General features: G+C 40.3%; 10 protein-coding genes. 6 read left to right on the forward strand and 4 right to left on the reverse strand.

All coding sequences use genetic code 11. From position 1 onward, the window contains the following. Positions 1 to 27 precede the first annotated feature (27 nt). From LBQ60_12045 to LBQ60_12060, 4 genes are all read right to left on the reverse strand, one after another. Positions 28 to 2,415, reverse strand: a complete 2,388-nt coding sequence (locus LBQ60_12045) for a peptidase S41 (GenBank protein ID MDR2038645.1) — start codon at positions 2,413 to 2,415, stop codon at positions 28 to 30. A 206-nt stretch (positions 2,416 to 2,621) separates the two neighbouring features. Then, positions 2,622 to 3,344: a LytTR family DNA-binding domain-containing protein gene (locus tag LBQ60_12050; GenBank protein ID MDR2038646.1), complete on the reverse strand. Its 723-nt coding sequence runs from the start codon at positions 3,342 to 3,344 to the stop codon at positions 2,622 to 2,624. Positions 3,345 to 3,455: 111 nt separating this feature from the next. After that, entirely contained in the window at positions 3,456 to 4,517 is a 1,062-nt protein-coding gene (locus LBQ60_12055; protein ID MDR2038647.1) for a histidine kinase, read from the reverse strand. Beyond that, complete coding sequence (locus LBQ60_12060) at positions 4,514 to 5,578, reverse strand: histidine kinase (protein MDR2038648.1); 1,065 nt, start codon at positions 5,576 to 5,578, stop codon at positions 4,514 to 4,516. Before LBQ60_12060 ends, LBQ60_12055 begins: the two co-directional genes overlap by 4 nt. A gap of 579 nt (positions 5,579 to 6,157) precedes the next feature. On the opposite strand from LBQ60_12060, the gene LBQ60_12065 reads away from it, so the two are divergent. The 6 genes from LBQ60_12065 to LBQ60_12090 all read left to right on the forward strand — a co-directional run. After that, positions 6,158 to 7,417, forward strand: coding sequence for a histidine kinase (locus LBQ60_12065; protein MDR2038649.1), 1,260 nt, complete (start codon positions 6,158 to 6,160; stop codon positions 7,415 to 7,417). Positions 7,418 to 7,602: 185 nt separating this feature from the next. After that, positions 7,603 to 8,256, forward strand: a complete 654-nt coding sequence (locus LBQ60_12070; protein MDR2038650.1) for a DUF3800 domain-containing protein — start codon at positions 7,603 to 7,605, stop codon at positions 8,254 to 8,256. A gap of 27 nt (positions 8,257 to 8,283) precedes the next feature. Then, entirely contained in the window at positions 8,284 to 9,639 is a 1,356-nt protein-coding gene (locus tag LBQ60_12075; GenBank protein MDR2038651.1) for a sigma-54 dependent transcriptional regulator, read from the forward strand. Positions 9,640 to 10,072: 433 nt separating this feature from the next. After that, positions 10,073 to 11,605 (forward strand): TolC family protein, encoded by a 1,533-nt coding sequence (locus LBQ60_12080; protein ID MDR2038652.1) that lies wholly within the window; start codon positions 10,073 to 10,075, stop codon positions 11,603 to 11,605. 60 nt (positions 11,606 to 11,665) lie between these two features. Further along, positions 11,666 to 13,141, forward strand: a complete 1,476-nt coding sequence (locus LBQ60_12085) for a hypothetical protein (GenBank protein ID MDR2038653.1) — start codon at positions 11,666 to 11,668, stop codon at positions 13,139 to 13,141. A 116-nt stretch (positions 13,142 to 13,257) separates the two neighbouring features. Beyond that, positions 13,258 to 13,453, forward strand: a 196-nt coding sequence (locus LBQ60_12090) for a hypothetical protein (GenBank protein ID MDR2038654.1), incomplete at its 3' end; no start/stop codon positions are given.

Raw genomic sequence — 13,453 nt, forward strand, 5'->3', positions numbered from 1 at the left:
TTGTTTTACTTTATGATATAAATGATGTTATTCATTAATGATCTCCATGGCTTTTTCCAGTAATTCATCCCTTCCTTCGGTAATACCCCGGATGGTTGGCTTTACTTCCATATCCAAAGCGATACCGACACGTTGTGTTTCACGTCCGTCGGGATAGTATACCCCGATACCGGTAATCATGGTTTGTACATTACCCGGAAAGACGATCCACGACACATTGCCATCAGCAGCCGCGGTAATGCTTCCTATTACTTTTGCTTCCGGAGCGGTTTGGAAGGCCATAGCATGGTATTCGGCACTACTTTGGGTAACTTCATTGACAATAATGATAATTTTTCCTTTGTAGTAGTTTTCATTGTTTTCGTCCCCTATTTTCAGCACTTCAGAAAAGGTGAACCTGCCTGGCTGTACGATGCTTCCTTTGGTAAATTTCAAGAATTCGGTCGGCTGCGGAGTCAGGTATGAACCTAAGGTGAATGCCGTAAAATCTTTTCGCGGATAACATCTAAAATCAATAATAACACCCTTGGTATCCCTGAATTTCCTCATAATAACAGGTATAGAATCGTTCATAAGTGTCTCCGGCCAGATATAGCCAATATCGGAAGATAAAAACTTATGGGATGATACCTTGGAAAAATTTCTCCCCGATAGATATCTGATATTGGAACATACGACTTTACAGGTTTGTGGTTTACCGTTTCGAATGATTTGAAGCGATAACTCTTCGTCATTCGTGCGCAATAAATCATCAGCGATGGTGCGCAATTGCACAGACTGATTGGATGCCGGATAGAACGGTTTCCGTTTCTCTATGATTTCTTCAATCGGGCTCCCGTCAATATGGGTAATAATGTCGCCATTTTTAAGGACTAACGGATTTACCGACGGTTCATTGTTTGAAATACCGGTAACTACAGCCTTTCCTTCAATAAACGATATTCGGTACTTTAGACTGATACTGCTGCTCCTTTCCGGATGATAATAATAGGGGGTTCCTTCAACAATCTTTATGCTATACTGTGCAACATTAATGCCTTTCCATCGGTTTAATACATTATCGTTCCCAACAATGGTTGCTTGAGTATCATTCACGGATGCAATCAATCGGAGGATTGCCAGCTTGTAATCCAGTTCTTTGTTCCCATTGAGAAATACAGGAATAAATTCTGTCAGTACGGTGTTCCAGTTTTTGTCCGTCAGGTGCTTGTATGGAAAAAAATACTCGATCATGTTCCAATAGCGGAAAAGGGCCAGCAACCGCAATCCGCTGTCATCATAATACTTCATTTCCGGATATGGATTCTCATTTTTGAAGATCGGACTTCCTATACCCGGAGTAAGCCCTATATAATAATGTTCCGTACTTCTTGCTGCATCTTTTACGGCTTTCAACTTTCCCGACAGGGTTTTACCCAACCCGGGATCTTCCATCCATGCAAAATCGGGTTGTAATTTCACTTCCAGAGTATCAGCGGTCTTGTTTTTTGCCGGTTTTATTTTGCCTAAACGATCAATCCAATCTACGAAAATCTGGTTTCGTTCATCTATACTTTGGGCCTGGATGACTGCCGGTATTAAGCGGAATAGTTCGGCATCCCAATTATACTTGCCGGAGGCAACAGCCGGATGGTAATATTTCAGATAACCCCATATACGGCCTAGTATTTCGAGATTGGTTACCATCAGTGGTGTATGTGATTCAATCGTGATTTTCGATCCTTTGTCAAATTCAGTTTCTTCCCTGGCCAAATATGATTTTTCAGCTTTAAGTCTGGCTTCGCCAATATCATTGTCGTCTATCAGCAATTGGAAATCGTCAACCCAAAGCTTTCCTTTTCCTGATAGTATAGCACCGATATATATCGTTTCCGCTTCATCAGGTAGAGGAAGGGTTACCGAATACTCCTGCCATTCTCCTGTTCCTGTAAGCCCTCGTTGCATCATATTATCAAATTGTAATATGCCCGAATTACCATCAATACGGAGTAATAACCCAATGGACTGATCTACTTCTTCGGTTCTCATGAAGGCCTTCAGTGTAATATTCTTTCCTGCATATATGGCAGGAATAGAACGTGTCAGGCCGCCATAATGCTGTGCAAAAGTTTCACTTTTGGACTCTATGCGCAAAGCGTATTTCCCGGAGTGTTTTATCATCGAATCCCCTTGAATGGTATATGAAGAATAACCGCTATTGTGCCATCCTTTGGGGGAACCATCGAGAAAAACGTTTTCAAAACCAAGGTTATAATATCTGTCTCCATCAGGCTGTTGTAATGACTTTAATACCGGAAGATAATCTTCCGACTTAAACGTATCCGACCGGTAGAACATATAAGCAGCAAAACCGGCCAGACCGATCAGCAGGATAATTACCCAGGTACTTTGTCTCCGGAAAATCGATTTTTTCATGATTGTACATTTTTTGTTTGCTGCAAATATAACTGCCGGAACAACCTGTTTTTCTATTTGTATACCAAATGTGGTGATTTGTATACCAACCTTCATTTATGGTAATGTACGGCTAATCATCAATCCTGCAAATGGTTACAAGCCGCACATGTTCATCCGAATATCCCGTTGTTATCTTTTTGCGTCCGAATCCTACGGCTTAGAAATTATTTATTCGGATGAAGTATTTTTTTGGCAACATAATCATCGAAAAACCGGGGACGGAAACTATTGCCGATCAGGACCTCATGTGTACCGATCATGATGCTGTTATTATCAAATGAAGTAATATGGTCGGTGTTGATGATATAAGATTTACTGACCTGGATAAATGAAACGGGTAACTGGGCATTAATGGCTTTCAGGTTCATGCGCGTAATGATCCGCTGTCTCGCCGTATGTATGATGATATAATCCTTTAGTGCCTCGACGAAAGCGATATCGGAAAAATTGAGCTTGATGAACCGCCTGTCCGATTTTACGAAAATATACTCATTCCGAACACCTTCGGTAGTGTTTTCTTCGGATTGACTCAACAACGACTTGTATTCAAACGCACCCTCCACCGCTTTCCGGAAACGTTCTTCTTCAATAGGCTTTACCAGATAATCCACAGCATCCACTTCATAGCTTTCTGCCGCATACTCTGCAAAAGCAGTGGTAAAAATGATCAAAGTTTCACGGGAAATAGTCCGTGCAAACTCAATTCCATTGATACCCGGCATTTCAATATCGAGAAATATCAGATCTACAGCATTAGTTTCCAGAAATTGCATCGCTGAAAGGGTATTGCTAAACATACCACAAAGTTTTAGTTGCGGCATAGTATCTACCAAAAGCTTAATACCTTCCCTTGCAAGGGGTTCATCATCAACAATAATACAGTTCATTGGTTATTTATTACATATGGAATGAAAACGAATCATTTTTCCTGATCCTGAATAAAAAATATATCTTTTGTCGTTGGGATGATTATCTATCTTTGATTGAAGATTTATCATTCATATCAATTTTATCGCCAGATCCACCTGAAATATACCGTATTCATCCTTTATATCCAGGGAAAACCTGTCGCCGTATAGTAATTCCAGCCGGCGGCGCACATTTTTCAGACCTAATCCGCCCGGTCCGGCATTCCTGCCTGTCTCTGCAGGTTTCGAATTGACACACCTGAAATTCAACACATGATCATTAACACGAAAAATGAGGTAAACATACGATAAACTATCATTATCAGGATTATGTTTCACGGCATTTTCCACAAAAAGAATAAACAGCAACGGAGGAATGGTTATTTCTTCTAAAGGTCCCTCAGTAGTCACCGTAAATTCAAAATGGTCACGGCGTATTTTTTCCAGATTCAAAAAATCAGTCAGAAATTGGACATCATCCATCAGCAATACTTCATTTTCAGCACCATCAATCAATTGATACTGCAGCAGATCCTTTAACTTCTCCAATATAACGGAAGCCTGTACAATATCTGTCTTTACCAGTACATTGGCATTATTGAGCATATTGAACAAAAAATGGGGATTGATCTGCTTCTTCAACTGCTCCAGTTCCGATAACACAGTACTGTTTTCCAACTGGCTGATATGCCACCTATAGATATGCCACCTGCAGAAAAAAATTACCGCCATCGGACAGGCAAGTGACAAGGGTATGAAAACCTTTAATGAAAGCACGGTGGTCAGGAACTGTCCTGACTGATGAAAACGGTCAAGATAATATACGGCTGCTTCGAGTGATAAAACCATCAGGACGATTAATCCTGATAGATAGAGGACATATGTCGTATAGCGATGTTCAAACAGATACCCGGGCATTAGATAACAGGCGTTGACATAGGCCGGCCCGATATTAAAAACGAAAAGAAATAGCCATACAGCGATCAATACTTTGTTGTCAGAGATAAAAGGCCGGTAGAAAACCGCACCATACACCATATATGCCAGACAAATGGTGATGAATAAAATATGACGTAACAACCTGAAGCGCGGAGCAACAAGAAAGGCTGTCAATCCTACCGTACCATTGGAATAAAGATCACCCGTTTTCATGATATAGCAGGTATTATCTGATGAAGATCCAATTGTAGACGGATCATATTTTTTCCGTTTTCAACATAAGTGTTCAGCGTATATTGTCCGAAAAGTAAATCCAATCGCCGACGTATATGCTGAGATTCCCCGCCCGTTTTTTCCGGTATAATATGCCGGCTCCGGCATTCGAACATCAGTAAATTCCCTGTTCTAAAAAAAAGAAGCCGGATTTCAGACGAATCGTTTGAAAAGGCATGTATGACAAAAGGCAGGAACAAAAGTGGAGGAACCAGGCAATCTGACATATCCCCTTCCTGTTCCACATCATATACGAAATCATTATGGCGAAGCTTTTCAAGTTTCAGGAAGCTTTCCAAAAAATCGATATCCGTATTCAACAACACCAACTCTCTGGTACTGTCGTACAACTGATAACGAAGTATATGCCCCAGTTGTAGCAATACAGATGAAGCTTCTTCTCTTTTATCGAGGGAGGAAAATTCACCGGCTTTACCAAGCATATCTATGAGAAACCGCGGATTAATTTGGTTTTTCAACTGTTCCAGTTCTTTTTTTGCGGCAGTTTTCTCCAATTCCTGGTAAAGCAGGCCATCAAGCATCCATTTCCGGAAAAGGACCACAGCGGACGAACTTATGATGAGTATCCCTAATGATGAAGCCGATGCAAAAATTTGTAAGACGGGATTCATCTCAACTTTACCATATAATTCCCTGATTTTCGGGTTGTACGCAGGATTCGCCTTGTCGATCAAAAAAGCCTCTGCAAAATAGGCCATGATAATCACATATACCACGGCAAGCAGGTATACCCCATACCAACGTTTCAACAGGAGTTTCGGAACCAGTAGATAAATATTAAAATATACGGCCGATAAACATATGGCAGATGATATGGCAACCGGAAGCCAAATGGTATCTTTGGTATATACACCTCTCATTTCCCAGAAGGTTAACAGGCTAATAGCAATAAACAACAATAAATGTCCGATAAAGCGATATTCTGGCTTCACCAGTAACTGCTCCCCCATTAATCTTGTCCCATTGTTATTTTTATCCATAAAGATAAATGTATCATACAAATATATATGATTCGCACTTCCCGGTTGAAATTTTGTATACAAAACAGGATATTATGTATACAAAAAATAACAGGACTGTCATAAATTTATTTCAAATGATCGTGAAAACCTATACCATATATGCGATAAATATAAACCGGTAAAGTACTATTGTGTTGTATTGATGCGGTATTCGTTTCTGTTCTTATTCATTGCATGATAAAAAATTGTATTTTTGAAGCGGATGGAGATAAAGTCTGAAAGTCTGAATGTTTATAAAGTTTATAAAGTATGAATGTTTATAAAGTTTGTAAAGTATGAATGTTTGTAAAGTTTATAAAGTTTGAATGTTTATAAAGTTTGTAAAGTCTGAATGTTTGTAAAGTTTATAAAGTTTGTAAAGTCAGAATGTTCGAAAGGTTGTAAAGTTAGAATGTTTATAAAGTAAAAAAGTTAGAAAATTATAACGAATGATGTGTTTTCAGTTCATGGTTTATAGTTTATCATTACTCGCTGACGCTCATAAGACCGGCTAATGCCTAAATTCTCCATTCTCAATTCTCCATTCTCAATTATTTTATGTCCTTATTTAACCATCATAAAGAAAAAGATACCGATGACAACATGATGCTTCGCATGTTGTTATCGGAATTCAACCGTTCGCTGATGTTGATTGTCGATAAAGATCTGCTTATCGCCAACACCATTGCAAAAGTGAAAGAGATTGCACCCGTTGATCAGGTGATCTTCTATCTTCAGCAACAGGATACGGAACAGTACCATCGTATTGAAAACAGCCAGTACACCGGTGAAGTATACAAGCATGTTATTTTTAACATGCAGGACAGGCTGATCAACTGGTTGTCCGTCAACGATACTTTTTTACTGGTATCGCAATCACCCGACCTAATGAACTATTTTTCGGAAAAAGAAAAAAATATGATCCTGGAATCAGGGATTGAGTTCATTTATCCGCTAAAGATCATGAACCGTATGAGCGGCATTGTATTCCTGGGAAAACGGATCGATGGACAGCCCTTTTCGGACCGGGATCTGGATATACTTACCCTTTTGTTTGACCAGGCGGCTTTTGCTATCGAGAATACAGTGCTGTATGAAGAACAAAGCTCCAGGGTGAAAAAGATGTACCGTGCAGACCGGCTGGCTATCCTGGGACAATTGGCGGCAGGGGCAGCCCATGAAATACGTAATCCCCTGACTGCGATAAGGAGTACGATCCAGTACCTGGGAAAAGGAATGGATGATCCCGATAAGGTGGAGATGGTGGATGAGCTGATGGAGGAAGTGGACCGGATCAACAAGATCGTACAGGGCTTATTGTCATTTTCCAAGCCTTCGGAACTGGAAATGGCCGAAGTGGATATCCGGGAATTATTACAACAGTCGCTGACATTATTGAACAGCCAGATTACGAAAGGGAAAGTACAGGTACACCTGAATATACAGGCCAAAAACACCAAAGTAGAGGCTGATGCTTCTCAATTAAAACAGGTCTTTTTGAATATTATGCTCAATGCGATCGAAGCCATATCCGGCGATGAAGAGAAGCATCTTACACTTTCCGTGGAAAGCAGCAAACCTGTTGATATGAAATTCAGGAACCTGATCATTTCATTTACCGACAATGGAAAGGGTATCCTGCCGGAAGATATTGAAAATATCTTTAATCCGTTTTATACGACGAAGGTAGATGGAACTGGACTCGGATTACCTATTTCATACGGTATTATCAACCGTCATGGAGGGGAACTGGAGGTAAACAGTACCTTTGGCGAAGGAACTACCATTACTGTAAAATTACCCCAATTAATGATATAGTACTGCCATAGATAAGTGTTATATTATAATTTGTGATTAACAAATATTAAATATAAAAAATACAGTTTTTTTTACAAAAAGTATTACCTTTGTAAATTGGCAGGTAAATCCTGAGTAAGAGTGATAAGTGTCATAAGCATACTGTATGTATGCCTCTTTCAGGGTCTGCCTTTTTTTATTTTCATATGGCATTAAACATATATTTAGACGAGAGTGGTGATCTAGGTTGGATATTTGACAAACCATATAGAAAAGGTGGGTCAAGTAGATTTCTAACTATTGCATACATTATCTGTCCTTCTGAAAAAAAGCATTTTATAAAACGAATAATAAAAAAACTATATAGTAAATTACATATTCCCACAACAGAGGAGATAAAAGGAAGTTCCTTATCCGTAGAAAATAAAATATATGTTGCAAATAAAACAATGGATCTTTTAAAGAATCATCCTGATATAATAATCGGACACATAACAGTATCTAAAGAAAGAGTTCAAAAACATATCAGGGAAGATGCTAATAAGTTATATAATTACATGTTAAAATTATCTATTTTGCCTAAAATAGAAAAACATCCAATTGTAAATTTGATTCGGGATAATAAATCTATTAAAGTAAAATCAGGAAACAGTTTAATAGATTATTTGCAAACGACAATGTGGTTTGAACATAATTCCAGTACAAAAATTATTGATTTACCATCAGATAGCAGAAATGTAAATAACTTAATCTTTATTGATTGGATAAACAACATTGTATGGGGAAATTATGAAGACAGAAATAAAAGTGCTTTTGAGATATTAATACCCAAAATGGAAATCCAAACATTATTTTTTTGAATTATTATATCCTACTAATTCTTATTCATGCGTATATTGATTGCAGACGATGAAGCCAAAATCAGAAAAGTAATGTCTTTATTATTAAAAGACGAGGGATATGAAGTACGGATGGTGGAAAACGGATCGGCTGCTATTGCTGCTGCGGAACAATTTGACCCGGATCTGATCCTTCTGGACCAGCAGATGCCCGATATGACCGGAATTGAGGTACTGGAGAAAATAAAATCGACACGCCCCGATCAGGTAGTCATCATTGTAACGGCTCATGGATCCATATCACTGGCTGTCAATGCAATTAAGGGAGGAGCTTATGATTTTATCGAAAAGCCTTTTGATAATGACAAACTACTACTTACGGTACAACGGGCGTTTGAGTATAAGAAATTATCCGGGGAACTGCATCACCTGAAAAAGCAGATCAAAGAATATTCGTTCGGCCAGATCGTTGGTAATAGTGACAAATGGCGGCATGTGATGTCCCAGGTACGCAAAGTGGCACCGACGTCCGCTACTGTCCTGGTCCTGGGTGAAAGCGGAGTAGGCAAAGAACTGGTCGCACGTGCGGTACACCAGTTGAGTCCACGTTCCGAAAAACCATTTGTTGCCGTGAATTGTGGCGCCATTCCCCTGACACTTATCGAAAGCGAGCTTTTCGGATATGAGAAGGGCGCTTTTACCGATGCCAAGAAGACACATGAGGGTGCTTTTGAACAGTCCAATCACGGTACGCTTTTTCTGGATGAAATCGGCGAACTGCCGTTAGACGCACAGGTAAAACTACTCAGGGTACTGGAAGAAAGGGAGATCAAACGGATCGGAGCCAATAAACCGGTCACGGTGGATGTCCGTATTATTGCCGCGACTAACCGCAATCTGGAAGAACGGGTACGTCAGGGATTATTCAGGCTGGATTTGTTGTATCGTTTGAATATTTTTACCATCCAGGTTCCTTCATTACGGGAACGCAAAGAAGATATTCCCCGGCTAGTGGATCATTTTATCCTGAAATACAACAAAATACTCGGGTTATCTGTCGAAAGCATTACCAAACAGGCCATGGAAAAACTGATTAATTATGAGTGGCCGGGAAATGTGAGGGACCTGGAAAATGCCGTACAAAGCGCCATGATCCTTGCACAGCAGAAGATCATCGATACCGATCATCTCCCCATGCGGGTAAAAGGTTACCCATCTACTTTTGAAACCATTATCATGGACGAAGGTGAAACCAACAAAATAAAAGATGTAAATGCCCGTATAGAGAAAGAACTGATAGAAGAGACCCTCAAAAAATATGATTATAACCGGACTTTGACGGCAGATGCCCTGAACATAAGCCGGAAGACATTATTCAATAAAATGAAAAAATACGGACTATAAGAAAAAATGGAAAATGGAGAATGGAGAACCTTTAGCTCGGTGTAGCCAATGGAGAATGAAGAATTTAGGCGATAGCCGGTCTCATAAGCATCAGCAAGTAATGGAGAATGGAAAATGGAAAACATAGCGTAAACGATCTCACATAACCAGGTAAGTAATGGAGTGTGTATGATTTACTCATTTTATTATGACAAACTTTGGGCTTGTGGATTCATCTGGAATCACCATTAACTATTCAAAAGACCTCAGAAAAATACCCATATATGATGTTGCAATGTTTATTTGGGTAATTACTTACCCGCAACCCGGGTAAATAATTACCCATGATTTCATTTATGCTCATCTAACAATCAACAATAATCGATTAACAATCAACAATTTATATCGTTTGGCACAAACATTGTTTATCAGGTAGATTATTGATATGTTTGGAATGAAAAAACGATTAATTTTACCTGTGGTAGGATGTATATTGGGGTTTACATTGAGTAATGCTCAGGAAAATAAGCTATTGACCATTGAACAAGCCATAGAAATTGCATTACACGGCAGTTATACTGTTCGATCGAATGACAACAGCCGCCAGGCCATGCGGTTTGAATACCAATACTACAAAGCACAGTTCAAGCCCCGTCTGGATTTTAATGTATTTACTCCTTCGTGGGATGAAAGCGTAAGTGCCGTAGCCCAGGTAGATGATCTGCCGGTGTATAATTCCACCAGTTCTGTACGTTTTGGTGGTGATCTACGGTTCACTTATGTATTGCCTACAGGAGGTAATCTGGCATTATCGGGATTGATGTACCATGAGGCTCTGAGAACCACCTTTGCATTGGATTATAGCACCTTAAAACGCCGACAAGCATATACCCAGTACGGAATCATTTTTAACCAGCCGATATTTACCAAGAACAGGTTACGTGAAAACCTGAAAGAGGCCCAATACAAATATGAACGTTCAGAATTGTATTTTACCCGTGCGCAGATGAACATCGTTTATCAGGTAACACGCGGATTTTATGAAGTGTACCGGGCTTCCTATGAGAAGCAGATCAATGAGGAACGTCTTAAAAATTCACAGGAAGCATTGCGGATCGCCAAATTAAAATTTGAGACCGGTAATATACCTGAAGGCGACGTATTGATCACTGAGATCGATGTGGCACAGAATGACGCGCGTTTATCCGAAAGCATCGGCCTTTATGAAGCCGAGAAGGATGAATTCAAATTGCTGATAGGTATGGACATGAATGAAGAGATCGATATTCTGGCAGAAATGGAATTTGAAAGTATCATTGTTGACCTGCAGACAGCCATCGATCAGGCATTGGCCAACCGTTTGGAAATCAAGGAAGGAGAATATGATGTAAAATTACAGGAAATTGCTGTGGACAGGGCCAAGCGGGAACGGGAATTCAAAGGGAATATTTCCGCCTACTACGACCTCACCGGTTTAAGTACCAAATCAGTAAAAAATGTGGCCGACCTTTTTCAGTCTTCCTTCGATAATATGATTGACAGGCCTGATAACAGAGGGGTTACACTCACATTATCCATCCCTATTCTGGATTGGGGACGGGGAAAAAATATTGTCAGGAGCCAGACCATACGGTTAAAAGAACAGCAACTCAATCTTGAAAACACCAATAATGTGATCATAAAAGAAATCCGTGATATTGTCCGGACCGTATACGAGGCGGAAAACCGTTTCAGGATCAACCAGAAAAATTCGGAAAATGCGGCCCGTAGTTACCATATTAACCGGATGCGTTTTGAGAATGGAGACATTACCGGTCAGGAATTGTCTGTGGAACAGGCCCGGCTCTCACAGGTCAGGCTCGATTTCCTGAATGCATACATTACCTACCAGCTAGCCCTGGCAGACCTGAAACGTAAAACCATGTGGGATTTTGAGTATAACCGGAGTTATGTGATTCAGAGTGATCCATCCGTCAATACAGAGTAGAAATATATGCAACCGTACCATTCAAAATTGTATAATCAGAGAATTCATCAATCATTCATAATGAAAAAAATACTTATCTTTTTGGGGATCATAGCTTTCTGTTGTATAAACATGTCGGCGCAAAGCGATGGAAACAGTGAGGCCGCCCTATTACTCGACCTGAAAAAGGCACGTGCCGATTACGAAGTAGCCAAGCAGCAATTTGAAAATGATACTCGCTTATACAATGAACAAGCTATTTCTGCTAACGATTTTACCAAATCGAAAAATTCCTTGCTGAGCCGGGAGGTGGATTATCAGAAATTGATTCTCCGGTTGATCTCACAACAATCGTATGTGATCATCGAACGGGCCGTCAAGTACCAAACCATCAATGGGGAAAGGCGTGTAAAGGTAACATTGAAAAGCACGCTGGAAGGAAATGAAGAATACCTGAGCCAGTTCAAGGAACATTTTGATGTGTTCACGCCGGAAATGCGCTCCGGTAAAGTATATAATATCTTCGTTTCATTGGTGGATATCACCGACCAGACCATCATCGGATCTCCATATGAATATCAGATCCCTGCCATCGAAATAGGCAAAGAAGCGTCCGCCGATTTCGAATTGCTGAAAGATGCGGAAAATCTGCGTGTAGTACTCAATTACAGTGGGAGAAAGGATGAAAAAAACATCTACCTGAAAAAAGATGCAAGCATCAATGTTGTGGATATCAACTCCATGCAATTTTCCCAGGAGGCCGATCTTAGCTCAAGTGCTGTTTACGGGTTGACGCTGGAAAGATTTTCCACATCCGATGATATTTACCGGCTGATGGTGATTGGTTTGCCACAACAAGTGACTTATGAATTTGTGGATGAAAACAGTAAAGTGTCACAGATAAAATATGCACAGGGAGTGAATACCAAAAGATTATCGCTCCGTGTATTCCTGCCGGACAGGGATGACGAACAACTACAGATCGACCAGCCCATCAAGTTTCATGTGTTGGCACTGACCAATGAACAATACAATACCCTTTCAGGTATGGATGTTTCCGATATAAAACAGGACCAACTGGCCGGTCTTTCCTGTGGGTATGAAGAGTTGGAACTGATCCCCCGGGGAAAAGGAAAAATTGAAGTCAGGGCTACCAACCTGTATCATGAAATTAATGCGGGTGACAGTGTAGTTATGGATATTGTTGTCCGGAACGCCGGTTCCCGCCGTCTGGATAATATCAGGATCCTGACCGATAATCCATTGGGATGGAATACCCGGATATCCCCGAACCTGATCCGGACATTGGATCCGGAAAAGGAAACCAATGTAAGGGTGGTCATCCTTCCTCCTGAAAACAGTGGCGTTGGAGCACAGGAAGTAAAGATAAAAACCGAAGCGCTGGCAGATAACCGTAAAGTGGAAACTGAAGACAAAACGGTCCGGATACAGGTAAATGCCAAAACTTCCCTGTTTGGAGTTGTTATCATCTTCGTGTTGCTGATAGGTCTGGTGATCGGTATAGTATGGTTCGGCATCCGGTTAAGTAAAAGATAAGCTCATAGTGAAATATATTACCTTCTTAAATCGCATTGATAAAGTTGATTACATTCGCTAAATATGACATTATATTTATTATTTTAAGTAATTGTTCAAAATAATACCATACACACATGGAATCTTTTTTTACTCTTCTTTTTCTTGATAAAAAGAAGCAAAAATCAAGGCTTGCTTCCTCAGCGACCAGCCACTGCACGCTACGGGACGCCGGAAGAACTACCTTCGGTGAGATCGCTCCGCTAAGTTCGCCTTACGGCTCAGACAGCTTCCGGCTTGCCCCTTCACTTTGCAGGACTGGTGCCCGCTTCC

It is taken from the genome of Bacteroidales bacterium, from assembly GCA_031275285.1.
Classification (GTDB): domain Bacteria; phylum Bacteroidota; class Bacteroidia; order Bacteroidales; family UBA4181; genus JAIRLS01.

Bases quoted from the DNA above. Each gene is read 5' to 3' on its own strand.
- LBQ60_12045 (MDR2038645.1), bottom strand. From the start codon at position 2,415: ATGAAAAAATCGATTTTCCGGAGACAAAGTACCTGGGTAATTATCCTG.
- LBQ60_12050 (MDR2038646.1), bottom strand. From the start codon at position 3,344: ATGAACTGTATTATTGTTGATGATGAACCCCTTGCAAGGGAAGGTATT.
- LBQ60_12055 (MDR2038647.1), bottom strand. From the start codon at position 4,517: ATGAAAACGGGTGATCTTTATTCCAATGGTACGGTAGGATTGACAGCC.
- LBQ60_12060 (MDR2038648.1), bottom strand. From the start codon at position 5,578: ATGGATAAAAATAACAATGGGACAAGATTAATGGGGGAGCAGTTACTG.
- LBQ60_12065 (MDR2038649.1), top strand. From the start codon at position 6,158: ATGTCCTTATTTAACCATCATAAAGAAAAAGATACCGATGACAACATG.
- LBQ60_12070 (MDR2038650.1), top strand. From the start codon at position 7,603: ATGGCATTAAACATATATTTAGACGAGAGTGGTGATCTAGGTTGGATA.
- LBQ60_12075 (MDR2038651.1), top strand. From the start codon at position 8,284: ATGCGTATATTGATTGCAGACGATGAAGCCAAAATCAGAAAAGTAATG.
- LBQ60_12080 (MDR2038652.1), top strand. From the start codon at position 10,073: ATGAAAAAACGATTAATTTTACCTGTGGTAGGATGTATATTGGGGTTT.
- LBQ60_12085 (MDR2038653.1), top strand. From the start codon at position 11,666: ATGAAAAAAATACTTATCTTTTTGGGGATCATAGCTTTCTGTTGTATA.